25 protein-coding genes are annotated in these 25,843 nt (G+C 74.1%); 10 read left to right on the top strand and 15 right to left on the bottom strand.

Features of this window, described 5'->3' with window-relative positions; translation table 11 throughout:
- Nucleotides 1–68: 68 nt before the first annotated feature.
- The 4 genes from O7612_RS13925 to O7612_RS13910 all read right to left on the bottom strand — a co-directional run bounded on the left by O7612_RS13925 (nt 69) and on the right by O7612_RS13910 (nt 4,522).
- Entirely contained in the window at nt 69–1,187 is a 1,119-nt protein-coding gene (locus O7612_RS13925; protein WP_282273657.1) for an FUSC family protein, read from the bottom strand.
- Nucleotides 1,188–1,275: 88 nt separating this feature from the next.
- Nucleotides 1,276–2,073, bottom strand: a complete 798-nt coding sequence (locus O7612_RS13920; RefSeq protein ID WP_282273903.1) for a sugar phosphate isomerase/epimerase family protein — start codon at nt 2,071–2,073, stop codon at nt 1,276–1,278.
- 152 nt (nt 2,074–2,225) lie between these two features.
- Complete coding sequence (locus O7612_RS13915) at nt 2,226–3,335, bottom strand: DUF993 family protein (protein WP_282273902.1); 1,110 nt, start codon at nt 3,333–3,335, stop codon at nt 2,226–2,228.
- A 35-nt stretch (nt 3,336–3,370) separates the two neighbouring features.
- Nucleotides 3,371–4,522 (bottom strand): Gfo/Idh/MocA family oxidoreductase, encoded by a 1,152-nt coding sequence (locus O7612_RS13910; RefSeq protein ID WP_282273656.1) that lies wholly within the window; start codon nt 4,520–4,522, stop codon nt 3,371–3,373.
- A gap of 154 nt (nt 4,523–4,676) precedes the next feature.
- Between O7612_RS13910 and O7612_RS13905 the strand changes: the two genes are divergently transcribed.
- Nucleotides 4,677–5,693 carry a LacI family DNA-binding transcriptional regulator gene (locus tag O7612_RS13905; RefSeq protein WP_282273901.1) on the top strand — a complete coding sequence of 339 codons (1,017 nt, stop codon included), beginning with the start codon at nt 4,677–4,679 and terminating at the stop codon, nt 5,691–5,693.
- 43 nt (nt 5,694–5,736) lie between these two features.
- Here O7612_RS13905 and O7612_RS13900 read toward each other — a convergent pair whose 3' ends face one another.
- The 8 genes from O7612_RS13900 to O7612_RS13865 are packed head-to-tail and all read right to left on the bottom strand — an operon-like array spanning nt 5,737 to nt 13,335.
- On the bottom strand, nt 5,737–6,345 hold the full coding sequence (locus tag O7612_RS13900; protein WP_282273655.1) for a bifunctional 4-hydroxy-2-oxoglutarate aldolase/2-dehydro-3-deoxy-phosphogluconate aldolase: 609 nt from the start codon (nt 6,343–6,345) through the stop codon (nt 5,737–5,739).
- Entirely contained in the window at nt 6,342–7,406 is a 1,065-nt protein-coding gene (locus O7612_RS13895; RefSeq protein ID WP_282273654.1) for a sugar kinase, read from the bottom strand. The genes O7612_RS13900 and O7612_RS13895 overlap by 4 nt, the downstream gene beginning before the upstream one ends.
- On the bottom strand, nt 7,403–8,335 hold the full coding sequence (locus O7612_RS13890) for a PmoA family protein (RefSeq protein WP_282273653.1): 933 nt from the start codon (nt 8,333–8,335) through the stop codon (nt 7,403–7,405). The genes O7612_RS13895 and O7612_RS13890 overlap by 4 nt, the downstream gene beginning before the upstream one ends.
- Entirely contained in the window at nt 8,332–8,964 is a 633-nt protein-coding gene (locus O7612_RS13885) for a hypothetical protein (protein WP_282273652.1), read from the bottom strand. The genes O7612_RS13890 and O7612_RS13885 overlap by 4 nt, the downstream gene beginning before the upstream one ends.
- Nucleotides 8,961–9,842, bottom strand: a complete 882-nt coding sequence (locus O7612_RS13880) for a carbohydrate ABC transporter permease (protein WP_282273651.1) — start codon at nt 9,840–9,842, stop codon at nt 8,961–8,963. Before O7612_RS13880 ends, O7612_RS13885 begins: the two co-directional genes overlap by 4 nt.
- Nucleotides 9,842–10,819 (bottom strand): sugar ABC transporter permease, encoded by a 978-nt coding sequence (locus O7612_RS13875; RefSeq protein ID WP_282273650.1) that lies wholly within the window; start codon nt 10,817–10,819, stop codon nt 9,842–9,844. The genes O7612_RS13880 and O7612_RS13875 overlap by 1 nt, the downstream gene beginning before the upstream one ends.
- A 35-nt stretch (nt 10,820–10,854) precedes the next feature.
- On the bottom strand, nt 10,855–12,198 hold the full coding sequence (locus tag O7612_RS13870; RefSeq protein ID WP_282273649.1) for an extracellular solute-binding protein: 1,344 nt from the start codon (nt 12,196–12,198) through the stop codon (nt 10,855–10,857).
- 18 nt (nt 12,199–12,216) lie between these two features.
- Complete coding sequence (locus O7612_RS13865; protein ID WP_282273648.1) at nt 12,217–13,335, bottom strand: LacI family DNA-binding transcriptional regulator; 1,119 nt, start codon at nt 13,333–13,335, stop codon at nt 12,217–12,219.
- A 242-nt stretch (nt 13,336–13,577) separates the two neighbouring features.
- On the opposite strand from O7612_RS13865, the gene O7612_RS13860 reads away from it, so the two are divergent.
- The 6 genes from O7612_RS13860 (at nt 13,578) to O7612_RS13835 (ending at nt 21,790) form a co-directional block, all read left to right on the top strand.
- On the top strand, nt 13,578–14,906 hold the full coding sequence (locus O7612_RS13860; protein ID WP_282273647.1) for a Gfo/Idh/MocA family oxidoreductase: 1,329 nt from the start codon (nt 13,578–13,580) through the stop codon (nt 14,904–14,906).
- A gap of 83 nt (nt 14,907–14,989) precedes the next feature.
- A complete protein-coding gene (uxaC, locus tag O7612_RS13855) occupies nt 14,990–16,414 on the top strand; it encodes a glucuronate isomerase (protein WP_282273646.1) in 1,425 nt (474 codons plus the stop codon).
- Entirely contained in the window at nt 16,411–17,715 is a 1,305-nt protein-coding gene (locus O7612_RS13850; RefSeq protein WP_282273645.1) for an enolase C-terminal domain-like protein, read from the top strand. Before uxaC ends, O7612_RS13850 begins: the two co-directional genes overlap by 4 nt.
- The gene (locus O7612_RS13845) at nt 17,706–19,196 is read left to right on the top strand and encodes a mannitol dehydrogenase family protein (RefSeq protein WP_282273644.1); all 1,491 of its coding nucleotides are present in this window, start codon (nt 17,706–17,708) and stop codon (nt 19,194–19,196) included. Before O7612_RS13850 ends, O7612_RS13845 begins: the two co-directional genes overlap by 10 nt.
- Nucleotides 19,193–20,374 carry a Gfo/Idh/MocA family oxidoreductase gene (locus O7612_RS13840; protein ID WP_282273643.1) on the top strand — a complete coding sequence of 394 codons (1,182 nt, stop codon included), beginning with the start codon at nt 19,193–19,195 and terminating at the stop codon, nt 20,372–20,374. The genes O7612_RS13845 and O7612_RS13840 overlap by 4 nt, the downstream gene beginning before the upstream one ends.
- Before the next feature lie 33 nt (nt 20,375–20,407).
- The gene (locus tag O7612_RS13835; protein ID WP_282273642.1) at nt 20,408–21,790 is read left to right on the top strand and encodes a pectate lyase; all 1,383 of its coding nucleotides are present in this window, start codon (nt 20,408–20,410) and stop codon (nt 21,788–21,790) included.
- 49 nt (nt 21,791–21,839) lie between these two features.
- On the opposite strand, the gene map is transcribed toward O7612_RS13835, so the two are convergent.
- Nucleotides 21,840–22,610 (bottom strand): type I methionyl aminopeptidase, encoded by a 771-nt coding sequence (gene map / locus O7612_RS13830; RefSeq protein ID WP_282273641.1) that lies wholly within the window; start codon nt 22,608–22,610, stop codon nt 21,840–21,842.
- 65 nt (nt 22,611–22,675) lie between these two features.
- Here map and O7612_RS13825 point away from each other — a divergent pair, with 65 nt between their 5' ends.
- The 3 genes from O7612_RS13825 to O7612_RS13815 all read left to right on the top strand — a co-directional run bounded on the left by O7612_RS13825 (nt 22,676) and on the right by O7612_RS13815 (nt 24,516).
- The gene (locus tag O7612_RS13825) at nt 22,676–22,978 is read left to right on the top strand and encodes a helix-turn-helix transcriptional regulator (protein WP_282273640.1); all 303 of its coding nucleotides are present in this window, start codon (nt 22,676–22,678) and stop codon (nt 22,976–22,978) included.
- A gap of 188 nt (nt 22,979–23,166) precedes the next feature.
- Nucleotides 23,167–23,739 (top strand): ATP-binding protein, encoded by a 573-nt coding sequence (locus tag O7612_RS13820; RefSeq protein ID WP_282273639.1) that lies wholly within the window; start codon nt 23,167–23,169, stop codon nt 23,737–23,739.
- 60 nt (nt 23,740–23,799) lie between these two features.
- A complete protein-coding gene (locus O7612_RS13815; RefSeq protein WP_282273638.1) occupies nt 23,800–24,516 on the top strand; it encodes an HD domain-containing protein in 717 nt (238 codons plus the stop codon).
- 114 nt (nt 24,517–24,630) lie between these two features.
- Here the strand turns inward: O7612_RS13815 and O7612_RS13810 are convergent, their stop codons facing one another.
- Nucleotides 24,631–25,062, bottom strand: a complete 432-nt coding sequence (locus tag O7612_RS13810; RefSeq protein ID WP_282273637.1) for a barstar family protein — start codon at nt 25,060–25,062, stop codon at nt 24,631–24,633.
- Nucleotides 25,063–25,124: 62 nt separating this feature from the next.
- The gene (locus O7612_RS13805) at nt 25,125–25,778 is read right to left on the bottom strand and encodes a ribonuclease domain-containing protein (RefSeq protein WP_282273636.1); all 654 of its coding nucleotides are present in this window, start codon (nt 25,776–25,778) and stop codon (nt 25,125–25,127) included.
- Between the last annotated feature and the right edge of the window lie 65 nt (nt 25,779–25,843).

Here is a 25,843-nt window from a genome sequence, read left to right as displayed (position 1 = left end):
TGCCGCCGTCGATCTCACACCGGATCCGTCACGCCCACAAGCGGTATGCGCTCCTTACCACAGGCGCGTCAGAGCGCGGGCAGCCCGAGCGCCTCGTCCACCCGGGCCAGCACGGCGGCGTCGTCGTCGGCGCGTACCCCGCGCAACAGGTCGATGGCGGTGGCCCGGATCTGGCCGACGATCATCGCCAGCGGCAGGCTCTGGCCGGGGGTGAAGAGCCGCCCGGCGGTCCGCACCGCCGCCAGGGCGGCCCGGTCGGCGTCCTCGGCGTGCCGGTCGCCGACCTCCTCCGCGCCCTCCAGGTCGGCCGCGAGCGCCCGACCGGCCGCCTCGACGGCCCGGGACAGGTCGCGCAGCGCGGCGCCCAGCTCGGGCGGGACGGGGGCGGGCAGCCGGCTGAACGTCACCCCTGCCCTGGCCAGCACCCGGACGTTGCGTACCGCGTAGTCGAGCTGGCCGATGGAGGCGTCCACGCTCCGGAGCCGGCCGATGTGCCGGCGACGGCGGACGTGCAGCCGGACCGCCTCACCGGCGGCGAGGACGGCCTCGCGCAGCGGCTCCACGTCGAGCTGCCGGGCCTGCTCCAGGGCGGCCACCGCGGCGGGCGCGTCGTGCCGGTCGAGGGCGGCGGCCACCTGCTCCAGCACCGCGGCGAGGTCGTCGAAGGTACACCGGAACGCGGCGACCAGCGGGGCGAGCGGCCGGCGGACGCCGATGAGCTGGCTGGCCACCACCGCCACCCCGCCACCGATCAACGCGTCGACGAACCGGAACGGCACCAGCGACTCGGTGGCCGGGGAGACCACCACCAGATAGAGAGCGGAGACGGCGGCCTGCACCACCGAGACGGTGCTCGCCCCGACCGCTACCGCGAGGGCGATGGTGAGCAGGATGACCGTGAAGACCGTCCAGGTGGTACGTGGTCCGAGGGCCTGGACCACCAGGTCGGCGACGAGCACACCGGCGGCCACCCCGAGCACCACCTCGACCGCGCGGCGCACCCGCTGACCCCGCGCCTGACCGAGAACGATCAGCGCGGCGGCGGGGGCGAAGAAGGGCTGCGGGTGGCCGACGATCCGGGTGGCCAGCACCCAGGCCACGGTGGCCGCCAGGGTGGTCTCGACGACCGGCAGCCAACCTCCGCGCAGCCGGCCGGCGGCGGTCCGCAACCAGGTCCACCGCAGCATGCCGCCTCCTCGGGTCACCCCTCACGCTACGGCCCACGCCGGGGACGACCGTCCGGGGGACACCGCCGCGGTGACCCGCCGGCCGGGGTCAGGGCACGTGCGCGAGGTAGGCGTCGATGGTGGCGGCGAGGATGTCCGGACCGGGCCGGGACCAGAGCGCGGCCTGGAACACCTCGACCTCGACCGGTCCGGTGTACCCGGCGGCGTCGACCGCCTCGCGCAGCCGGCGCAGTTCCACGCAGCCCTCGCCGGGCAGTGCCCGACCGAGCAGCACCCCCTCCGGCAGCGGGGTCACCCAGTCCGCCACCTGGAACGCGGCGATCCGGTCGCCGGCACGGATGAGCTGCGCGTACACCGTGTCGTCCCACCACACGTGGTAGGTGTCGACCACCACCCCGACCACCGCCGGGTCGAAGCGTTCGGCGATGTCGAGCGCCTGTCCGAGGGTGGCGATCACGCACCGGTCGGCGCTGAACATCGGGTGCAGCGGCTCGATGGCCAGCCGTACCCCGGCCGCCGCCGCCTCGTCGGCGAGCGCGGCGATGGCGTCGGCGACCTGTCGTCGGGCACCGTCGAGGTCGCGGCTGCCGGGTGGCAGCCCACCGGAGACCAGGACCAGTTCCCGGGTGCCGAGGGTGGCCGCCTCCTCGATGGCCCGCCGGTTCTCGTCCCACCAGTCCGGGGTGGTGAAGAACCCGCCCCGGCACAGCGAGGTGACGGTCAGCCCGGCGGCCCGGACCAGCCGCGCCGCCCGGTCGAGGCCGTACTCCTGGACGGGTTCCCGCCACAGCCCGATTCCGGGCACGCCGGCCGCCGCGCAGCCGGCGACCGCCTCCGCCAGCGGCCAGTGCTGCGCGGTGGCCTGGTTGAACGAGAACCGGTCCAGCCCGGGGGCCGGCGTCACCCGCCCGACCGTCGTCGCCGCGCCGGTCGGCGCCGCCCCACCGACCGACGTCGCCGCCGCGCCGACCGACGTCGCCCCACCGGTCGGCGCCGCCCCACCGACCGTCGTGCCGCCGCCGGGCGGTGCGGGGGCGGTCACCGGGTCACCCCGGCGACCGTGAAATAGGCCCGCGCCCGCGCGGCGGCCAGGTCCGCGTCGGGAAGCAACCCGGCGGCGTCGGCGAGGACGAGCAGCCGGGCCAGGTGCGCCGGGGAACGCCCGGACTGCTGCCCGGCCAGCATGGTGAAGTGGTCCTGGTGCCCGGCCAGCCAGGCCAGGAACACGATGCCGGTCTTGTAGAACCAGGTGGGCGTGGCGAACAGGTGCCGGGCCAGCGGCAGGGTCGGGGCGAACACCGCGTCGTAGCGGTCCGGCTCACCGGCGTCGAGGGCGGCGAGGGCGGCGGCGGCGGCCGGGGCGATGGCGGCGAAGACGCCGAGCAGCGCGTCGGAGTGGCCCTGCGCGTCGCCCCGGATCAGCTCCGGGTAGTGGAAGTCGTCGCCGGTGTAGAGGCGTACCCCGGCGGGCAGCCGGCGGCGCAGCGCGACCTCCCGGTCGGCGTCGAGCAGGGACACCTTGATCCCGTCGACCCGGCCCTGGTGGTCCTTGATCAGGTGCAGCACCGTCTCGGTGGCCTCGTCCAGGTCGGTCGAGCCCCAGTAGCCGGCCAGCGCCGGGTCGAACATGTCGCCGAGCCAGTGCAGCACCACCGGCTGGTCGGCGACGGTGAGCAGCTCGTCGTACACCCGCAGGTAGTCGTCGGGGCCGGTGGCGGCGGCGGCCAGGTGCCGGCTGCACATCAGCACCGGCCGGGCGCCGGCGGCGCTGACCTCGGCGAGCTGCTCGGTGTACGCCCGGGTCACCTGGGGCAGCGTCGCCGGCCCGGGTGGGAGCTGGTCGGTGGCGACCCCGGCGACGATCCCGCCGCCGACCGCGCGGGCCTCGGCGGCGCTGCGGCGGATCAGCTCCCGGGTGGCCGGATGGTCCAGGCCCGCGCCGCGCTGCGCGGTGTCCATCGCCTCGGCCACCCCCAGCCCGTACGACCAGAGATGGTGCCGGAAGGCCAGCGTGCCCTCCCAGTCGACGGCGGCCGGGGCACCGGGGACGTTCTCCGCGCGCGGGTCGGCGACGACGTGCGCGGCGGCGTACGCCACCCGGCTGGTGGCCGGGCCGGCGGGCCGGGCGTGGCCCGCGCCCCCGCGCAGCCGGTGGGTGCTGCCGTCGGGCAGCCGGACGGCGGTCACCGGGACAGCTCCGGCACCTCGACCCGGCGGCCCTCGCGGGCCGAGCGCAGGCCCAGTTCGGCGAGTTGCACACCGCGCGCCCCGGCCAGGAAGTCCCAGCTGAACGGGCTGCCGGTGACGACGTGCCGCAGGAACGCCTCCCACTGGGCCTTGAAGCCGTTGTCGAACTCCGCGTTGTCGGGCACCTCGGTCCACTGTGCCCGGAAGTCCTCGGTGGTGGGCAGGTCCGGGTTCCAGACCGGCATCGGGGTGACCGCCCGGTGCTGCACCCGGCAGCGGCGCAGTCCGGCGACGGCGCTGCCCTCGGTGCCGTCGACGTGGAACTCGACGAGTTCGTCGCGGTGCACCCGGGTGGTCCAGGACGAGTTGAGCGCGGCGACCACCCCGCCGTCGAGTTCGAAGATGCCGTACGCGGCGTCGTCGGCGGTGGCCCGGTAGGGCCGGCCGGCCTCGTCGACCCGCTGCGGCACGTGGGTGGCGGCGACGCAGGTGACCGCCCGGACCGGAGCGAAGAGTTCCTCCAGCACGTACTGCCAGTGCGGGAACATGTCCATCACGATGCCCCCGCCGTCCTCGGCGCGGTAGTTCCACGACGGTCGCTGGGCGGGCTGCCAGTCGCCCTCGAAGACCCAGTAGCCGAACTCGCCGCGGACGGACAGGATGCGGCCGAAGAAGCCGCCGTCGATCAGCCGCTTGAGCTTGCGCAGCCCGGGAAGGAAGAGTTTGTCCTGCACGACACCGGTGCGGACGCCGGCGGCGTCGGCGGCCCGGACCAGTTCCAGCGCGGCGGCGCTGGACTCGGCGAGCGGCTTCTCGGTGTAGATGTGCTTACCGGCCTCGATGGCCTGGCGGATCGCCTTCTCCCGTTGCTGGGTGACCTGGGCGTCGAAGTAGATCTCGGCGTCGTCGCGGGCCAGGGCGGCGGCGAGGTCGGTGGTCCAGTCGGTGAGGCCGTGCCGTTCCGCGACCGCCCGGAGCCGGGTCTCGTCCCGGCCGACCAGGATCGGCTCGGGCCAGATCCGGGTGCCGTCGCCCAGCGCCAGGCCGCCCTGCTCGCGGAGGGCGAGCAGGGAGCGGACCAGGTGCTGGCGGTAGCCCATCCGACCGGTGACGCCGTTGACGATGATGCCGATCGACCTTCGGGTCATGGTCGTTCTTCCCCTTCTGCCACACATGGGTAAGCGCTTTCCTAGCAGCCTAGGTGGCAGCCCGACCACGGGGCAAGGGCCGGCCCGGACCGTTGCGGTAACCTGTCCGCTACCGCGCGCCCCGGCCCGGGGCCGGACACTTTCGGGGGTGCCCATGGCGACGCTGGCCGATGTCGCCCGTCGGGCCGGGGTCTCCCCCGCCACCGCCTCCCGGGTGATCAACGGCAGCAGCAAGCCGGTCGCCGACCAGCTGCGCGAACGGGTGCTGCGGGCCGTCGCCGAGCTGCGCTACGTCCCCAACGCGCACGCCCAGCTGCTGGCCCGGCCGCAGCGCAGCGTGGTCGGCGTGGTGGTGCACGACGTCTCCGACCCCTACTTCGCCGAGCTGACCCGGGGCCTGCAACGGGTCGCCACCGACCACGGCCGGCTGGTCATCATCTGCAACAGCTACCGCGACCCGGAACGCGAGCTGGAGTACGTCGAGATGCTCCGCGCCCAGCAGGTCGCCGCGATCGTGCTGGCCGGCTCCGGCTACCACGACGCCGCCTTCACCGACCGGCTCGCCGAGAAGCTGGCCGCCTACCAGGCCACCGGCGGCCGGGTCGCGGTGGTCGGCCGGCACGAGCACCCCGGCGACGCGGTGATGCCGGCCAACACCGACGGCGGCCGGCTGCTCGGCGCGGAGCTGCTGCGCCAGGGGCACACCCGGATCGGGGTGGTCGCCGGCCCCCGGGTGCTCACCACCATCACCGACCGGCTCGATGGGCTGCGCGCCGCGCTCGCCGACGGCGGCCATCCGTTGCCCGAGGAGCGGATCCGGTACGCCGACTTCGACCGCGACGGTGGCGCCCGCGCGGCCGGTGAGCTGCTCGACGCCATCCCCGGACTGACCGCCCTGGTGGCGTTGAACGACTCGATGGCCGTCGGCGCGCTGACCCTGCTGCGCGCCCGGGACGTCCCGGTCCCCGGGCGGGTGTCGGTGGTCGGCTTCGACGACATGCCGGTCGCCGCCGACGTGACCCCGGCGCTGACCACCGTCCGGCTGCCCCTGGTCGAACTGGGCGCACGGGCGATGACCCTGGCCCTCGGTCCGGCCGCCGACCGGTCCCGGGTCGAGGTGCTCCCGGCCACCCTGGTCGTCCGGGACAGCCTCGGCCCGGCCCCGGCCTGATCCGCCCCGGCGCCACCGGGCGGCGGTCGACCTGCCCACCGGCTCAGGCCGGGGTGGCGGCCAGCTCGGCGAGCCGGTCGATCTGCCGGGGGTCGGACAACGCCGAACCCACCGCCACCACCCGCACCCCGGCGGCGAGGAAGTCGGCGGCGTTACCCGCGTCGATCCCCCCGGTCGCCACGAACCGCAGCTCCGGCAGTGGACCGGCGACCGCCTTGAACCACTGGGGACCGAGACTGACGGCGGGGAACGCCTTGAGCCAGACCAGCCCGTGGTCGAGCGCCTGTTGCGCCTCGGTCGGGGTGGCCACCCCGGGCAGGTGCGGAATGCCGTAGCTGACCGCCGCGTCGGCCACCGCCAGGTCCAGCCCGGGGGCGACGGTGAAGGCCGCCCCGGCGCTGGCGGCCTGCCGTACCTGGGCGGGGGTCCGCACCGTGCCGGCCCCGACCCGGCGGCCCCGGTCCTTGCCCGCCTCCACCGCCGCGCGCAGGGCGAGCGTGGCGTCCGGGGTGCGGATCGGCACCTCGACCACGTCGATGCCCAGGTCCCAGGCCCGTTCGGCGAGCCGGACGGTCTCCGTCGGCGGCAGGTCGCGCAGGATCACCATCACCCGCGCGGTGCCGAACAGCGGTGCGAAGTCGTGCGCGGTCATCGACCGTTCCTTCCGGTGGCGGGGGTGGTGAGCAGGCCGACGTCGACCGGGTCGAGGCTGGCCCAGTCCGGTGCCGGCAACGCGAGGAGCCGATCGGCCAGGGCCCGTCGGGGCGGCGGGGCGGTGTCCCCCGCCACGGTCAGCGTGGGGGCCGCGCAGAGGTGCCCGAGTCGCAGGCAGCGGTCCAGGTCGAGACCGCGCAGCAGCCCGGACAGGCAGCCGGCGGCGAAGGCGTCGCCGGCCCCGACCGGCTCGTGCACCGGCACCCGCAGGGCGGGGACGAAGACGTCCGGTCCGGTGCGGGGCAGCGCCGTGACGCCGACGTCGGCGTCCTTGACCACCACCAGGTCCGGGCCGGGCAGCAGGTCACGCACCGCGGCCGGGTCGGTGACGCCCCACAGGGCGCCCGCCTCGTCCAGCCCGACCAGCACCACGTCGGCGGCGTCGGCGAGCCCGAGCAGCACCGGCGCGGCGACCTCGGCCGACCAGAGCCGGGCCCGGTGGTTGACGTCGAAGGCGACCCGGGCGGCGGGCAGCGGCCGGTCGACGACCGCCCGGCGCACCAGGGCCGCACAGGACGGCGAGAGGGCGGCCGTCACCCCCGACAGGTGCAGCAGCCGGACCCCGGCCAGCCCCGGGTCGTCCAGCACCTGCGGGCCCAGGCGGGAGGCCGCCGAGCCGGACCGGTAGTAGTGCACGGTGGTGCCGCCGGGCGTCGGATCCTTGAGGTAGACGCCGGTGGGCGCGGCCGGGTCGACGGCGACCAGGCTGGTGTCCACCCCGGTGGCGGCGACGTGCCGCAGCACCCGCCGGCCGAACGGATCGTCACCGACCCGGCTCACCCATGCCGTCCGGTGGCCGAGCCGGGCGAGCGCGGAGGCCACGTTGGACTCGGCGCCGCCGACCGAGACGCCCAACCGGTCGGCGGCCTCCAGCGGCCCGGTCGGCTCCGGGCTGAGCACCACCATCGACTCACCGACCGTGACCACCTCCGGCCCGACCGACACCCCCGGGTCCGACCGGCCGACCGACGGTCCCGCCCCCGGCCGGTCGCCGGTCACGCCGACTCCGCGGCGGCAAGCAGGGCGGTCACGCCCGCCCGGTCGCGTACCCCGTCGGCGACCAGCACCCGGTGCTGCCCGGTCCGCCGGCCCCCGGCGGGCACCACCGCCGGCCGGTCGAAGGCGAAGGCCACGCAGACACCTGGATACATCGCCGTCCGCACGAACCACCGGTCGCCCAGCCCGAGCCCGGTGAAGACCAGGGTGTACGCCCCACCGCCGGGCGCGACGCCGGTCAGCGCCACCCAGCGGGCGGCACTGCCGTTGGCCGCCTGCTCGCCGTCGGCGTCCATGGTGAACGCCGTCGGCTCGCCCTCGGCGACCGCCCGCCAGAAGAACCCGCCGTAGCCGGCGTCACCGGGTCGGCCGTTGGTGGCCGGGCTGCCCAGCGGGACGTCCCGTCGGGCCGGGGCGGTCAGGGTGTAGTCGACGTCGAGCGCCCAGGCGTCCGCCGTCACCGGGGTCGCGGCGAGCCGGCGGTGCTCGGTGAGCAGCACCCCGCCGGCCCGGTCCCGCCACTGCAACGTGTGCGCCAACCGGTCCCGGGTGCGCTCACGCCACTGCGTGTGCGCGATCTCCCCGTGGTCGTCGCGCCAGGTGTAGCCGGTGCCGCGCACGTACGTCCGGCCGCCCCACAGGTTGGTGCCGTCGACGTCCTGCACGGCCAGCGACGCCCCGAGGTGCCAGACGTGGTCGGCGGGGAACGCGTCGGTGACCGGGGTGCCGGCCAGCGTCCGGACCGGGTGCAGGTAGGGCCGCCGGCCGTGCCGGGGGTCCAGGTCGGGGCGGACCACGTACCGGGCCACCTCGACGTCGCCGAGGTGCAGTGCGGGATCGTCGTCGGCCGGGTCGGCCCCGACCTGATGCGGGACCGACCCGGTCGGGTCCGGGTCGGTGCGGGTCTGGCCGGGCTGCGGGTGACCGGTCACGGTGCCTCCATCCGGGCGGCGGGACGGCGGGCGGCGACGGCGTGCAGGGCGGCCAGCGCGTAGCCGGCCAGGATCGGCACCGCCACCGGGGTGACCAGTATCCCCAACAGTGCGGCCACGGCGCAGACCCCGCCGGCCGCAGCCCAGGTCCCCGGCCGGGCCAGGCCGGTCCGGGCGGCGGCGCGGGCCGCGTCCCGCCAGCCCCGCGCGTCGGTCCGGCCGACCGCGACCACGGTCAGTCCGGCGTACCCGGCCAGCGCGGCGGTGACCACGGCGGTGCCGGCCAGCCCGATCCCGCCCCCGGGCACCCGGCCGGTGGCCAGGGCGACCAGGTCGACGCCGAGCGCGACGGCGACGGCCACCCCGACGAGGCTGGCGGCCAGACCGGCGGGCAGTCCCCGGCCGAACCGGACCAGCGTGGTGCGCAGGTCCGGCCAGCCGCCGAGGGTCAGCCGGTCGTGCACGGCGGCGCTGGCGGCGGCCAGCGCCGGCGCGACGGTGAGCACCGGCAGTGCGGCCAGGGTCAGCGCGAACCCGAGCAGCGCCAGGTCGGTGGCGTCGCGCAGGGTGTCCCGCCAGTCCCGGCGCGGGGGCGCCTCGGCCGGTTCCGTCGCCCCGACGGCGGTCATCCCTTCAACCCGCTGGTGTTGATGCCCTCGACCAGCATCCGTTGGAAGGCCAGGAAGAACAGGAAGACCGGCAGCAGCGACAGCACCGACATGGCGAACATCGGGCCCACCGCGCTCTGGCTGGTGGAGTCGATGAACAGGGTCAGCGCCACCGGCACGGTGTAGTCGTCCAGGCTGGACAGGAAGACCAGCTGCCGGAAGAAGTCGTTCCAGGTCCAGATGAACGAGAAGATCGCGGTGGTGACCAGCGCCGGGCGGCTCAGCGGCAGGATGACGTGCCGGAAGATGCCGTACGGGCTGGCACCGTCGATCTTGGCGGCCTCGTCCAGCTCGCGCGGGATGCCCCGCATGAACTGCACCATGAGGAACACGAAGAACGCCTCGGTGGCCAGGAACTGCGGGATGAGCAGCGGCAGGTAGGGCCAGTCCCCGCCGACCAGGCCGAGGCTGCGGAACAGGATGTACTGCGGCACGATCAGCACGTGGCCGGGGAGCAGCAGGGTGCCGATCATGACGGCGAACCAGATCCCCCGCAGCCGGAACCGCAACCGGGCGAAGGCGTACGCGGCGAGCAGGCAGGAGACCGCGTTGCCGACCACCGTCAACAGGCTGACCATGGCGCTGTTGAGGAAGAACGTGCCGAAGCTGAGGTCGAAGTTGCCCCAGCCGGCGGTGTAGTTGCCCGGGGTGAACCGCTCGGGCAGCAGGCCGATGTTGTTGACGATCTCTTCCGGCGACTTGACCGAGGTGCCCAGCATCCACAGCAGCGGATAGAGCACCACCGCCACGATCGCGATCAGCACCAGCAGACGAACGGCCTGCCGGCCGCCCTGTCGGCGGCGGCCGGGCCGCCGCGCCGTCGAGGTCACCGCCACCATCACTTCTCCCCGTCGGCGTAGTGCACCCAGAACCGCCCGGTGCTGAAGAAGATCGCGGTGATCAGGCCGATCGCGATCAGGAAGACCCAGGCCATCGCGGAGGCGTAGCCCATCTCCAGGTCGGTGAAACCGGAGATGTAGAGCTTCAGGGTGTACATCAGGGTGGAGTCGACCGGTCCGCCGGTGCCGTTGCTGAGCACGAAGGCGGCGGTGAAGCCCTGGAACCCGTTGATCGTCTCCAGCACCAGGTTGAAGAAGATGACCGGGGAGAGCATCGGCAGGGTGACGTGCCAGAACTGGGACCAGCGGCCGGCGCCGTCGACGGAGGCCGCCTCGTACAGCTCGGTGGGCACCTGCTTGAGCCCGGCCAGGAAGATCACCATCGGGGCGCCGAACTGCCAGATGGCCAGCACCATCAGGGTCTGCAGTGCCCAGTCCGGGTCGCTGACCCAGGGCAGCCCCTCGATGCCGAACAGCGCGAGGAACGAGTTGAACGCGCCGTCCCGGTTGAACATGTTGACCCAGACGATGGCCAGCGCGACGCTGCCACCGAGCAGCGACGGCAGGTAGAACAGCGCCCGGAACAGTCCCACCCCCCGCCACGCCTTGTTGAGCAGCATCGCCACGCCGAGCGCGGCGGCCAGCTTCAACGGCACGGCCACCAGGGCGAAGGTCAACGTCACCCGGACCGCGTGCCAGTACGACGGGTCGGCGGTGAACATCCGCTCGTAGTTGGCCAGCCCGACCCACTGCACCTCGGACAGCGGGGTGAGGATGTCGTAGTTGGTGAAGCTCAGCCAGAGCGAGAGCAGCATGGGGATCGCCGTGACGCCCATCAGTCCGATGAGCCAGGGCGAGAGGAATACGTAGCCCGCCAGACCTTCGGCGTGCCGGTCCCGCCCGCCTCGACGCCGGGTGGCGCGGGGGCGGGCGGGACCGGTGCGTCCGGTCCGGCCGGGCGCCGTGGTGAGGGCCACGGGTCCGGCTCCTTTCGTCGACCGCGACCGGTCGGTCAGGCGATCGCGGACTTGCAGGCGGCGACGAACTGCTCCGCCGCCTGGGCCGGGGTGGCCCGCTGGTACTGGACGTTCTCGGCGGCCTTGACCAGCTCGGACTTGACCTTGCTGTGCCCCTTGATCGGCACCTGCGGCGACTGACCGAACTTCTGCGCCAGCTCGGACTCGACCTGGATGGACTGCTTCATCGCCGGGTCGGTCACCGTCTGGCTGACCGTGGCCCGCAGGTCCATGTTGGACGGCAGGCCGCGGTCGGTGCCGAGCAACGCCACCGCCTCCGGGTCGTTGGCCAGGAAGTTGATCACGTCGACGGCGGTGTCCCGGTGCTTGCTGCCCTTGAACACCGACCAGTACATCGAGGCGCGGGCCCACTGGGCGCTCGGGTCACCGGGGTAGGCGACCACGCCCAGCTCGTCCTTGGTGTTCTTCTTCAGGTCCGGCATCTGGTTGACCCAGACCCAGGAGGTCGCCGCCTTGCCGGTGACCACGAGCTGCTTGGTCACGTCGCTGGCGTTGCCCTCGTGGATCACGTCGGCGGTGGGGGTGGCCCCCCGGTCCCGGGCACCCTTCCACAGGGTGAACCACTTGGTCACGTCCTCGGCGGTGAACCCGAGGTCCTTGCCGTTGTAGAGGTCCTTGCCCTGCTGGCGCAGCCAGATCCAGAACGCCTTGTAGTCGGCGCTCGGGTCCTGGGTGCCGGGGACCTTGGCCCTCCTGGCCACCTGCTCGGCCCAGGCGATGTGCTCCTCCCAGCTCTGGCCGGTGGTCGGCTCGGGCAGGCCGTTCCTGGTCAGCAGGGTCTTGTTGTAGACCAGGCCCTGGGTGTTCTCGCCGGCGGCCACCCCGGCCAGCTTGCCGTCGACGACGCCGTACTCGAGCAGGCTCTTGGGGAACTTCGACACGTCCAGCTTGCCGGAGTCCTGGTAGCTCTTGAGGTCGAGCACGGTGCTGCGGCCGGCGTACTCGGCCAGGTAGTTGTCGTCGATCTGGAACAGGTCCGGCGGGTTGCCGCCGGCGGTCAGGGTGGCCAGCTTGTCGAAGTAGCCCTGGTTGGCCTGCCAGGTCTTCTCGAACGTCACGTCCGGGTGCTTCTTGGTGTAGAGGGCGAGGGCGTCCTCGGTGAGCTTGGCCCGCGCCTCACCGCCCCACCAGAAGACGGAGAGCTTGACCTTGCCGCCGTCACCGGCGGAGTCGTCGTCGCCGCAGGCCGCCGCGCCGAACATCAGCGGTACGGCGACGACGGCGGCGACCATGCCGCGCAGGAATCGACGACGGGGTGCGGGGGTACGGTGATGCGGTTCGGCCGGCGTGCCGGCGGTGGGGGACGTTGCGGGGTGCATCTGCGCTCACTCCTCGGGTTAGGAGGCGACGACGCCACCGGTGGTCACGGTCGGGCCGCCCGGGTCCGCAAGGCGATGCGGGCCCGGGCCATCCGGAACGGAGCCGGGACGGGATCGACCGGGTACAGGTCCGGTCGAGTCGCGAATGACCAGTTCGGTCTGGAGCAATACCTGTGCGGTGGTACGACGGTCGCCGACGGCCGCTGCCCGTCCCCCGCCGCGTGGGCGGGGTTCGGAGTCGTGCTGCAGCAGCATGTCGACGGCCGTCCGGCCGGCGGCCGCGGTCGGCGTGGCCACCGTCGTCAACTTGGGGCGGGTGAGTCGGCTCAGCGCGATGTCGTCGACCCCGATCACGCTGACGTCCTGCGGCACCCGGACGCCGAGGTGGTCGAGCCCCTCGATCAGCCCGATGGCCATCAGGTCGTTGTAGGCGAGCACGGCGGTGACGCCGCTGCGGCGGACCTGTTCGGCCAGCGCGCTGCCGCCGGTCTCGGTGGGCGGGTTCGGCCCGAGCACGGTCAGCTCGGCCCCGCCGGTGCGGGCGGCGGCCCCGGCCGCCCGGCGCATCTGCTGGTTGGTCCAGGAGCCGCGCGGGCCGCCGAGCAGGGCGAGCCGCCGGTGGCCGAGGCCGAGCAGGTGGTCGATCGCGGCCCGGGCCCCCTGGCCGACGTCCATCACCACGCAGGGCAGCCCGGTGACCTGGCGGTTTATCACCACCACCGGGACCTCGCGGCTGACCTGCTCGATCAGCGCGTTGCTCATCCGGGGACTGCACAGCAGCACCCCGTCGACCTGCTTGGCCAGGGCGTGGACCAGCTCCTCCTCGGCGGCCGGATCCTCGTTGGTGTCGGCCACGAAGACGTGGTAGTCGCGGTGCCGGGCCTGCCCCTCGGCCGCCTTGATCAGCGGGGGGAAGAACGGGTTGGCGATGTCGGCGATGATCAGGCCGATGTTGTGGGTCCGGCCGGTGATCAGGGCGCGGGCCGCCCGGTTGGGCCGGTAGCCGAGGTCCTCGGCGCAGGCCAGCACCCGGACCCGGGTCTCCGGGTTGACCAGGTGCGGCGCCGAGAAGGTGCGGGAGACCGTGGAGATGTGCACGCCCGAGGCCCGCGCGACGTCGCGGATGGTGGCTGGCACGGGCGGCCCTCTCGTCGATGGTGTGGTCGGGGTCACGTGGGTGCCGCCAATTAATGCAAACGGTTGCTCCACTGTCAACGGGAGTTCGTTACGGATCGATTGCGGGAAGGCTCTCCCCATGCCCCCTTAAGCCCACGAAACGGGATCTATGACGCGGGATTGGCATCGATCGTTGACGTCGTCTTCATCATCGTGGTTTCTTCACTGCAAACCTTTGCAGCACCGACCGGGAGGACCACCCGATGTCACCACCAGCCGCGCACCGCCGTCGACACGCCCTGGTCGGCACCGGGGCGCGGGCCGAGATGTTCGTCCGGGCCCTGGTCACCGAGCACGCCGACACCGCACGGCTGGTCGCCTTCGCCGACGTCAACCAGACCCGGATGGACGCCCACAACCGGTGGCTGACCGAGCTGGGCCACCCGGCCGTGCCCACCTACCGGGCCGAGGACTTCGCCACCATGCTCGCCGAGGAACGGGTCGACGTGGTGCTGGTGACCAGCGTCGACGTCACCCACGACGAGTACATCGTGGCGGCCCTGCGAGCCGGCTGCGACGTGGTCACCGAGAAGCCGATGACCGTCGACGCGGCCCGCTGCCGACGGATCCTCGACGCGGTCGCCGAGACCGGCCGGCGGGTCACCGTCGCCTTCAACTACCGCTACAACCCGTTGCACGAGCAGGTCCGCCGGCTGCTCGCCGACGGCGCGGTCGGCGAGATCGGCTCGGTGCACTTCGAGTGGCTGCTCGACGTGCGGCACGGCGCGGACTACTTCCGCCGCTGGCACCGGGACAAGGCCAGCTCCGGCGGGCTGATGGTGCACAAGGCCAGCCACCACTTCGACCTGGTCAACTGGTGGCTCGACGCCACCCCGGTCGAGGTGTACGCCGCCGGCCGGCTGTTCTTCTACGGCGACACCGGCCGGCGGCACGGCTACGCCCGCGACTACGACCGGGCGCACGACGCCCCGGCCGCCGCCGACGACCCGTTCGCCCTACGGATGGCCGAACACCCCCGGCTGCGGGAGCTGTACCTCGACGCCGAGGCCGAGGACGGCTACCACCGCGACCAGAACGTCTTCGCCCCCGGCGTCACCATCGAGGACGACATGGCGGTGCTGGCCCGCTACTCCACCGGCGCGACGATGACCTACCACCTCACCGCGTACGCCCCCTGGGAGGGCTACCGGGTGATGGTCAACGGCAGCCGGGGCCGCCTCGAACTGGAGGTCACCGAGAGCGACTTCGTCAGCCCGGCCGCCGCCGGGGCGCTCAAGGGCGCCGCCCTGCACGGCGACGAGGCCGCCGCCGAGAACGGCGCGGCCACCCTCACCCTGCGCCCGTTCTGGGCCCCGCCCACCCGGATTCCGGTGCAGGGCTACACCCGGCAGGGCCACGGCGGCGCGGACGTCCGGATGACCCGGGTGATCTTCGGCGGCGAGCCGGACCCGCTGGGCCGGGCCGCCACCGCACGCGACGGGGCACTGGCCCTGCTCACCGGGCTGGCCGCCAACCGCTCCTTCGACACCGGCGAACCGGTCCGCGTCGCCGACCTGCTCACCCTGCCCTGACCGGGCCGGGCCCCGCACGCCCGGCACCGCCGACCCCGCCCCGAACCGCCGGCCCTCCGCCCGTACCCGAGGAGTCCTCCGCCGTGCCGACCTCTCCCGACCTGCTCCTGCCGACCGACCCGGGCGTCCGGGCGATCGCCCGCGAGCTGTACGCCCTGGCCGGGCCGCAGCCGATCATCTCGCCGCACGGGCACGTCGACCCGGCGCTGCTGGCCGAGGACCAGCCCTTCCCGGACCCGGCCCGGCTGCTCATCGTGCCCGACCACTACCTCACCCGGATGCTGCTCAGCCAGGGCGTCCCCCCGGCCGAGCTGGGCGTGCCCAGCGTCGACGGCAGCCCGGTGGAGACCGACGGCCGGACGATCTGGCGACGCTTCGCCGCCCACTGGCACCTGTTCCGGGGCACCCCGTCCCGGCTGTGGCTGGAACGCACCTTCAGCGAGGTGTTCGGGGTGGACACCGCACTGACCCCGGCTACCGCCGACGCCGTCTACGACGAGCTGGCCGCCCGGCTGGCCGAGCCGGCGTTCCGGCCCCGGGCACTGTTCGAGCGGTTCCGGATCGAGGTGCTGGCCACCACCGAGTCACCCCTGGACGACCTCGGCCGGCACGCCAAGCTCGCCACCGACGGCTGGGGCGGGCCGGGCGGCCGGGTGGTCACCACGTTCCGGCCGGACAACGTCGTCGACATGGAGTTCGACGGCTGGGCCGACAACGTGGAACGGCTCGGCGAGGTGGCCGGCGTGGACACCGGCACGTACGCCGGCTACCTGGACGCGCTGCGGGCCCGTCGGGCGGCGTTCATCGCGGCCGGAGCGACCTCCTCCGACCACGGCCACCCCACCGCGCGGACGCTGGCGCTGCCCGCCGAGGAGGCGGCGCGGCTCTACGACAGGGGCCGGCGCGGCCTGGCCGACGCCGCCGACGCCGAGGCGTTCCGGGCGCACATGCTGGTGGAGTTCGCCCGGATGTCGCTCGACGACGGCCTGGTGCTGCAACTGCACCCCGGCGCGGTCCGCAACCACAACCGCCGGCTGTACGCCACCCACGGGCGCGACGTCGGCGGGGACGTCCCGCACGCCACCGAGTACGTGCACGCGCTGGCCCCGCTGCTCGACGCGTACGGCAACGACCCACGGCTGCGGGTGGTGCTCTACACCCTCGACGAGTACACCTTCACCCGGGAACTGGCCCCGCTGGCCGGTGGCTACGCCGCGCTCTACCTGGGGGCGCCCTGGTGGTTCCTGGACTCCCCGGAGGTGCTGCGCCGGTTCCGGGAGGCGGTCACCGAGTCCGCCGGGTTCTACAACACCGCCGGGTTCGTCGACGACACCCGCGCGTTCTGCTCCATCCCGGTCCGCCACGACGTGGCCCGCCGGATCGACGCCGGCTTCCTCGCCCGCCTCGTCGCCGAGCACCGGCTCAGCGAGGCCGAGGCCGCCGAGACGGTCGTCGACCTGGCGTACCGGCTGCCCAAGAAGGTCTTCAGGTTCGGAGAGCACGCATGAGCACCAGGATCACCGACGTCGACGTGCACGACGTCCGCTTCCCCACCGCGGCGGCCGGCGACGGCTCCGACGCGATCAACCGGGGTGACTACTCGGCCAGCTACGTCGAGCTGCGTACCGACGACGGCCCGACGGGCGCCGGGTTCACCTTCACCAACGGCCGGGGCAACGAGATCACCTGCGCGGCGATCGAGGCCCTCGCCCACCACGTCCGGGGGCGCACCGTCGCCGAGATCGCGGCCGAGCCGGTGGCGTTCTGGCGTTCGCTCACCGCCGACGTGCAGCTGCGCTGGCTGGGGCCGGAGAAGGGGGTCATCCACATGGCCGCCGGGGCGCTGGTCAACGCGGTCTGGGACCTGCGGGCCAAGCTGGCCGGCAAGCCGATGTGGCGCTACCTCGCCGAGCTGTCCACCGACGAACTGGTCGCCAACGTCGACTTCCACCACATCACCGACGCGCTCACCCCCGACGAGGCGGCCACCCTGCTCGACAAGGGACTGGTCGGTGCGGCGGACCGGCTCGCCGTGCTGGAGCAGGACGGTTTCCCGTCGTACACCACGTCGGTGGGGTGGTTGGGGTACCCGGACGACAAGGTCCGGGCGCTGACCCGCGAGGCGTACGCGCAGGGGTGGCGGGCGATGAAGATGAAGGTCGGCGGCCCGCCCGCCGACGACCTGCGCCGGGCGCGGATCATCCGGGCCGAGATCGGCCCGGACGCGCTGCTGATGATGGACGCCAACCAGGTGTGGGACGTCGACGAGGCGATCACCAACATGACCGCGCTGGCCGAGGTCGACCCGTACTGGATCGAGGAGCCGACGCACGCCGACGACATCCTCGGCCACGCCCGGATCGCCCGCGCGGTGACCGGGCTGACCGACGGCCGGTGCCGGGTCGCCACCGGCGAGGTGGCCGCCAACCGGGTGATCTTCAAGCAGTTGCTCCAGGCCGAGGCGATCGGGGTGATGCAGATCGACGCCTGCCGGGTCGCCGGGGTCAACGAGGTGCTGGCCGAGATCCTGCTGGCGGCGAAGTTCGGGGTGCCGGTCTGCCCGCACGCCGGTGGCGTCGGCCTCTGCGAGTACGTGCAGCACCTGGCGATCTTCGACTACCTGCGGGTCGGCACCAGCCTGGACGGACGGATGGTCGAGTACGTCGACCACCTGCACGAGCACTTCGTCGACCCGGTCCGCACCCGGGGCGGCCGGTACCTGCTGCCCACCGCGCCCGGCTACAGCGCCGCCATGCGTCCCGAGTCGATCGCGCGGTTCCGTTTCCCGGACGGGCCGGCATGGCGGTGACCGGGGACACCGACCGGCTGGGCCTGGCCACCCTGCACCGGCTGCCCGCGCAGAGCCGACCGCTGCTCCGGCCGGGCACCGTGCCCGCCGGCATCGTCCACCTGGGGCTGGGCGCGTTCCACCGGGCCCACCAGGCGGTCTACACCGAGGCGGCGGTCGACGCGGCCGGCGGCGACTGGGGCATCGTCGGCGTCGCCCCGCGCAGCACCGCGCTGGTCGAGGCCCTCGCGGCGCAGGACGCCCTGTTCAGCGTCACCACGCTGGCCGCCGACCGGTCCGCGACCCGGGTGGTCGGCGCGCTGGCCGGGGTACGGCACGCGGCCAGCGACCCGGCGGCGGTGGTCGCGCTGCTGGCCGACCCGGCGATCCGGGTGGTGACGCTGACGGTGACCGAGAAGGCCTACCAGCTCGACCCGGTCTCCGGGGCGTTGCGTGCCGACCCGGAGCTGACCCTCGACCTGACCACCGACCGGCCCCCGGTCACCGTGCCCGGTCTGCTGGTGCGCGGGCTGCTCGCCCGCGCCGCCGCCGAGGCGGGGCCGATCGCGTTGGTCAGCTGTGACAACCTGCCGGCGAACGGAAGCCGGCTGCACAGCCTGGTGCGGCAGGCGCTGACCCTGGCCGGGGCGTCGGACGCGGTGCTGGACTCGCTCACCGGGCAGGTGAGCTTCCCGGGCACGATGGTGGACCGGATAGTCCCGGCCAGCACCGCCGCGACGCTGGCCGACGCCCGCGCCGCGCTGGGCGTGGCCGACCTGGCGGCGGTGGCCGCCGAGCCGTACCTCCAGTGGGTGGTCGAGGACGACTTCCCCGGCGGCCGGCCGCGGTGGGAGCGGGCCGGCGCGGTGCTCACCACCGACGCCGGGCCGTGGGAGCGGCTGAAGCTGCGCAGCCTCAACGGCGTGCACTCGGCGGTGGCGTACCTGGGGGCGGTGGCCGGCTGCGAGACGATCGCGGACACGCTGGCGCTGCCCGGGCTGACCGACGTGCTGCGCCGGTTCGTCGCCGACGACGTGGCCGCCAGCTTCACCCCGCCCGACGGGGTACGGGTCACCGACTACGGCGACGAGGTGCTGGCCCGGTTCGCCAACCCGGCGATCCGGCACCGCACCCTCCAGGTGGCCATGGACGGCTCGCAGAAGCTGCCGCAGCGGGTCCTGCACACCGCCGCCGACCTGCGGGCGCAGGACCGTCCGGCGTACTGGTCGGCGCTGGTCGTGGCGGCCTGGCTGCGGTTCCTCGACGGGCGGGCCGACGACGGCACGGTGCTGCCGCTGGACGACCCGCTGGCCGGGCGGATCACCGCCGCGCTCGCCGCCGCGGACGGCACCCCCGCCGGCTCGGTCGGGGCGCTGTTCGCCCTGTCCGAGGTCTTCCCGGCCGCGCTCGCCGACGACGACGGGTTCCGCACCGACGTGGCCGGATGGCTCGGCGCGCTGCGCACCCACGGCGTCACCGCGGTCCTGGCGGGGGCGGCGTGACCGCCGTCGTGCCCCGGGTGGCGATCGTCGGCGCGAACGGGCACGGCCGCTGGCACCGCCGGACCGTCGCCCCGCTGCACGCGGCCGGGCGACTGCGGCTGGTGGCGCTGGTCGACGTCCAACCGGTCCGCGACGAACCGGCGGCACCGGTCCCACCCGGGGTCGGCGTGTACACCGACCACCGGGAGATGCTCGCCGCCACCCGGCCGGACGTGGTGATCGTGTGCACCCCGCCGCACACCCACCTGCCGATCGCCCTGGACGTGCTCGCCGCCGGTGCGGACCTGCTGCTGGAGAAACCCCCGGTGCTGTCCACCGCCGAGCACCGGGAGCTGGCCGGGGCGCTGACCGCCACCGGCCGGGCCTGCCAGGTGGGCTTCCAGGCGCTCGGGTCGATGGCGCTGGCCGAGCTGTCGGCCGCCGTCGGGCAGGGCCGGCTGGGCACCGTCACCGGCATCGGCACGGTCGCCGCCTGGCAACGGCCGGACGGCTACTACGCCCGCTCCCCGTGGGCCGGTCGGCGTACCCTGCACGGTCGACCGGTGCTGGACGGGGCGCTGGCCAACCCGCTCGCGCACGCGGTGATGCAGTGCCTGGCGGTGGCCGAGCGGGTGACCGGCGCACCGGTCCGGCCGTCGCGCATCGAGCTGGAGCGTTACCGGGTCCGGCCGATCGAGGTCGACGACACCGCCACGCTGCGGATCGTCACCCCCGACGGGCCGCCGATCGTGGCGGCGGTGACCCTGGCCGGGGAGGACTTCGTCGCCGGCGAGGTGATCGTGACCGGCACCGCCGGGCGGGCGGTGCTGGAGTACCCGACCGACCGGCTGTTGCTGCCCGGCGACCCGGAACCCCGGGAGGTGCCGGGGCGGCGGGGGCTGCTGGAGAACCTGCTCGCCCACCGCGCCGACCCGGCCGGCATCCCGCTGATCGCCCCGCTGGCCCGCACCGCGCCGTTCACCGCCGTGCTGGAGCGGGTACGGCAGGCCCCCGAGCCGACCCTGCTCGACGGCGACCTGGTCACGGTCACCGGCAGCGGGCCGGAGCGGGTGGTGACGGTACGCGGGATCAACGCGCTGCTGCGCCGGGCCGCCGGGCAGGGCGCGCTGCTGTCGGAGCTGGCCGTGCCGTGGGCGGTGCCGCCGGTGCGGACGGAACTGGCGGCGCTGGACGACTGACGCACCATCCACCACCACCTTCCGGAGAGTCCCATGCGTCCACGAACCACCGGGGCGGCCCTGGTCGCCCTCGCCCTCCTGCTGACCTCGGGCTCGGCGGCCCACGCCCTGATCTCCGGCTCGCCGGCCCACGCCGCCCCCGGCCGGGCCGCCGACGGGGTGCCCCGCGCCGTCGAGCGACTGGCCCGGCAGACCCTGCCGGCCGGCGACGGCTGGGCGGCGGACGGACCCGGCACCACCGGCGGGGCGACGGCCGACCCGGACCAGGTCCACCTGGTACGCAGCCGCGCCGACCTGGTCCGCGCGCTGGGCGGCGACAACGCCACCAACCGGACCAACGCCACCCCGAAGGTGATCGTCGTGGAGGGCACCGTCGACGGGTTCGCCGCCGACGACGGTCACCTGCTCGGCTGCGCCGACCTGGCCGATCCGGAGTACAGCCTGCCGGCCTACCTGGCCGCGTACGACCCGGCGGTGTGGGGCATGGTGCCGCCGACCGGGGCGCTGGAGGCCGCCCGGGTGCGCTCGGTGGCCAACCAGACCCGGCAGACGCAGATCAACGTCGGCCCCAACACCACCATCGTCGGCCGGCACGGGGCCGTCCTCACCGGGCTGACCCTGATGATCGACGGGGCCAGCAACGTGATCGTCCGCAACCTGACCTTCGACGACGCCCGGGACTGCTTCCCGGCCTGGTCGCCCACCGACGGCGCGACCGGCAACTGGAACTCCCAGTACGACCAGATCTCGGTACGCCGCAGTGAGCACGTCTGGATCGACCACAACACGTTCACCGACGGCGACAACCCGGACAGCGCCCAGCCGGTGTACTTCGGCCGGCCGTACCAGGTGCACGACGGGTCGCTGGACGTCACCCACACCGCCAGCCTGGTGACCGCCTCGTACAACCGGTTCGTCGGCAGGGACAAGCTGATGCTGATCGGCTCGTCCAACACCGTCGGGCCGGACGTCGGCCGGTTGAAGGTGACGCTGCACCACAACCTGTTCGACCGGGTCCTCCAGCGGCTGCCCCGGGTCCGTTTCGGTCAGGTCGACGTCTACAACAACTGGTACCGGCTGGCCGGCGACGACTTCGCGTACGCGATCGGCGTCGGGGTGCAGTCCGCCGCGTACGTGGAGAACAACTTCTTCACCCTCGGTGCCGGCATCGCCCCCGGCGACCTGCTGTACGACTGGGGTGGCACCGCCGTCACCACCCGGGGCAACTGGGTGGACGCGCACGGTGCGCCGCCCCGCCCGGTCGACCTGGTGGCCGCGTACAACGCGACCCACGACCCGGACCTGGGCGGCGACGCCGGGTGGACGCCGGCCCTGCGTGCGCCGCAGGCGGTGCCCGCGCCGCTGGTGCCGCTCGTGGTGGGGCCGTTCGCCGGGGCCGGTCGACTGCCGCTGTGAGCCGCCCGTGTCGGGCCGTGCCGTCCCTCGGCGCGGCCCGACACGGGGGTCATCGCGGCAGGGTGAGCACCTCCGCACCGTCGGGGGTGATGGCGATGGTGTGCTCGCTGTGCGCCGTGCGGCAGCCGGTGGCGCTGCGCAGCGTCCAGCCGTCGGCGTCGGTGACCAGAGTGGCGGTGTCGGCCATCACCCAGGGTTCCAGGGCCAGCAGCAGCCCGGGACGCAGCCGGTAGCCGCGACCGGGACGGCCGGAGTTGGAGACGTGCGGATCCTGGTGCATCGTCGAGCCGACGCCGTGCCCGCCGAACTCGGTGTTGACCTGGTAGCCCGCCGTGCCGAGCACCGTGCCGATGGCGTGCGAGAGGTCGCCGACACGTGCGCCGGGGCCGGCGGCGGCGATCCCGGCGCGCAGCGCGCGTTCGGTCGCGTCGATCAGCGCGACACTCTCCGGGGGCCGGCTGTCGCCGACCACGAAGCTGACGGCCGAGTCGGCGACCACCCCGCCGAGAGAGACCGCGAGGTCGAGGGAGAGCAGGTCACCGTCGGCCAGCGGATAGTCGTGCGGCAGCCCGTGCAGCACCGCGTCGTTGACCGACGTGCAGATGTAGTGGCCGAACGGGCCGCGCCCGAAGGACGGCTCGTAGTCGACGTAGCAGGACTGCGCGCCGGCCTCGATGATCATCTGGTGCGCCCACTCGTCGATCTCCAGCAGGTTCGTGCCGACCGTGCTCCGGCTCTTCAGGGTCTGGAGGATCCCGGCGACCAGGGCGCCGGTGTCCCGCGCCCGCCGCACGTCGTCGGCGTTCAGGATCTCGATCATGCAGCGCCCCCTCGTACTGCCAATAAATATCCCGGTCATATTATCCCGGTACTAGAATCGTCGTCATGGTCAGGTTGCCGCTCACTCCCGCAGAGGTGGCACGCGGACAGCGCCTCGGTGCCGTGCTGCGCCGCGCCCGGGGCCAGCGCTCGATGCTCACCACCGCCCTGGCCGCCGGGCTCTCCCCGGAGACGCTCCGGAAGATCGAGTCCGGCCGGGTGGCCACCCCGGCCTTCCCGACCATCGCGGTCCTCGCCGATGTGCTCGGCCTCTCCCTCGACGCGGTCTGGTCGGAGATCAACCGTTCCGACGGCGCGGTCGACCTCGCCGGCCCGGCCCGTGACCCCGGCCAGCGGCTGGCCTCGTAGCCCGTTGCCGGCCCGCCTGCGGACTGACGTCCGTCCGGGGCCGGCGTCCGGCGACGAGCCGGGACAGGGAGAACTGACGTCCGTCCGGGGCCGGCGTCCGGCGACGAGCCGGGACAGGGAGAATGGCCCGGGGTGACGGCCCGGGCTCCCCGGCCCCGGCGACGCGGATCAGCGGGAGGTGAGCCCGGGTGACGGGTGGACGCGACAGGGACGCGGGTCTCCCGGACCGGCCGGCCCACCTCCCGGCGGCCCACCCGCACGGCACCGCACCGCCGGCCGACACCGCACCGCACGCCCGCACCACCCCACCGGCCGGCACCGCCCTACCGGCCGATGCCGCACCGCCGAACGGCGCGGTGGACCGTCACGCGCCACCGCTTTTCCGGGCCGCGCTGGCCGCCGACCCGGCGCGACTCTCCCCCACCCGGGAGGCGCTGCGGGCGTGGCTGACCACGCTCGGCGCGGGCGAGGCGGACGTGGAGGTGGTGCTGAGCGCCGTGGGCGAGGCGTGCGCCAACGCCATCGAGCACGGCTACCGGTTCGCCGTCGGGTCGACCGTCCTGGTGCGGGGACGGCTGCGCGGCGACCGGCTGGAGATCGAGGTCTCCGACAGCGGCGGCTGGCGTGACCCCCGCCCGGACGGTGGAAACCGGGGCCGGGGCGGATTGATCATGACGCGGCTGATGGACGAGGCACGCATCGACGGCACCCCCGAGGGGACGACGGTACGGCTGGTCAAGCGCCTTTCCGGCCTGGGATGATGCGGTCACATGCCCGACGACAGGATCGGGTCGACAGTGAAGATCGGCTATAAGTAGGCCATGGAGTTCCCGCCGTACCTCGCCACCATGCCGATGCACGCGATCACCGAGCTGCACGGTGAGCCGGGTCTGCTGGCCCGGTTCCGGCTGGAGCTGCCGGCCTTCCCGGCGGCCGAGCAGGACCGGCTGACCACCGCCCTGGACCTCGCTGCCGAGCTGCACCGCGAGGACCGCCGGTCCCGGGAGCCGTACCTCAACCACCTGTTGCGGGTGTCGATCCGGATGATCCACCACTACCAGGTGCGCGACGCCGACGTGATCGTCGCCGGGTTGCTGCACGACGCGGTGGAGGACCACCCGGGCGAGCTGGCCGGCGTCGGGGCCGCCGATCCGACGGCGGCCGCATTGGCCACCCTGACCGACCGGTTCGGGGCGCGGGTGTCCCGGCTGGTCGCCGCGGTCACCAACCCGGTGTACGACCCGCAGCGGGATCCGCACGTGCAGTACCGCGAGCACGTCGCGGCCAGCCTGGACCGGGAGCCGTGGGCGCGGGTCATCAAGATCTCCGACTTCACCGACAACGGCGTGGGGGTGGTCTACGCGGTCGGGCCGAAGGTGGCCCGCTCGGCGGCGAAGTACCGACCGCTGGTGCCGGTGTTCCGGGAGCTGATCGCCCGACCGGACACCCCGCTGTCGGCACTGGTGAAGCGACACATCTTCGGCCAGCTCGACCTGGCCGAGGAACGCTTCAGCGCGATCCTCGACCACGCCAACTGACCCTCGACGCACCGCACCCCCAGGCACTCGGCGCACCGCCCACTCGGCGCACCGCACCCTACGTGCTCGGCGCACCGCGCCCCCGGGTCCTCGGCACCGATGCCGACGGCACGGTCAGGCGCGCGGTGGGGCGGCCACCCCGCACCCGCCGAGTACGGCGGCGAGCCGGTCCCGCAGGGCGGGCAGCCGCTGCGGGGTGTCCCGCAACACCAGCCGGACCGGCTCCCGGGCACCGGCCGAGACCCCGCCGACCACGTCGAGCAACGTGCCTAGCTGTCCGGGCGGCTCGTCGGCCAGCAACAGGCCCGCCTCGGTGACCTCCAGGGTCAGCGGACCGGTGTCGAGCCGGTCGGCCAGCACGTCGGCGAGCGCGTCCCAGGTGCGGCCGAAGTGTCCGGGCAGGTCGAGGGCGTCGGTGAGGGTGTCGAACAGCTCGGCGCGGGTACGGGCCGCCGCCCCGGCCACGGCGACCGACGGCGTCGGGGCTCCCGACGGCGGTGTCTCGTCGGTCACCCGCAGCCACCCGGGCTGGCGCTGTCCGGTCATCGTGCATCCTCCTGCTCGCCCGGGGTGGGGCCAACGGACCGCCCCACCCCGATGGTCCTCGGTCAGATCCGGTAGAAGTTCGCGTAGTGGTCGGGCGAGAACCAGGTCGCCCCGGTGCTCCTGTTCACCACGATGCGGTACGCGTCCCGCGCCGCGCCGGAGACCCGCGGGTAGACGTCGTACTCGTGGTAGGTGGCGCCGGCGGGGAGCTGACCCTCGTAGTTGTGGAACTGGCCACCGGCGAAGTTCGACAGCCCGCCGCTCCAGGCGTACCAGCCCCGGCTGGTCGGGAAGCCCTTGGCCGACCAGCCGGAACGCGCGGTACGGGCGTCCGCGCAGCGGGACATCGTGCAGGAGCCGTAGACCGCCGCCGACGCGGGGTCGGTCAGCCTCGGCGTCACCACGGACGGCCCGACCAGCACCGCCGCGATCATCGCGGTCAGCAGCGCGAAGGTGCCCAGCAGACGGCCGGGCCGGGTGCGGCGGATCGGAACGACACCGGCGGTGGCAGCGATCGGGACGCCGACAGGGGTGACGGGGATCGGGGCGGGGGCGATCGGGGCGGGGGCCGTGACAGTCGCGCCGGCGGCGACGGCGACGGCAGTGCCGGCGGTGGCAGTGGCGGTGATGGCAGTGCCGGCGGTGGCGGTGATGGCAGTGGCGGCGGTGGCGGTGATGGCAGTGGCGGCGGTGGCGGGGTTCGCGGGAGTGCGCAACGGGTCCTCCGGGTCGCGGGGGCCGACAGGAATGCATCGATCGAGATGGTTATCCCGATCAGCCA

Source organism: Micromonospora sp. WMMD987, assembly GCF_029581435.1.
Taxonomy (GTDB): Bacteria; Actinomycetota; Actinomycetes; order Mycobacteriales; family Micromonosporaceae; genus Micromonospora; species Micromonospora rifamycinica.
The sequence above is the reverse complement of the archived record's forward strand: the minus strand, read 5'-3'. Positions and strand labels throughout refer to the sequence as shown.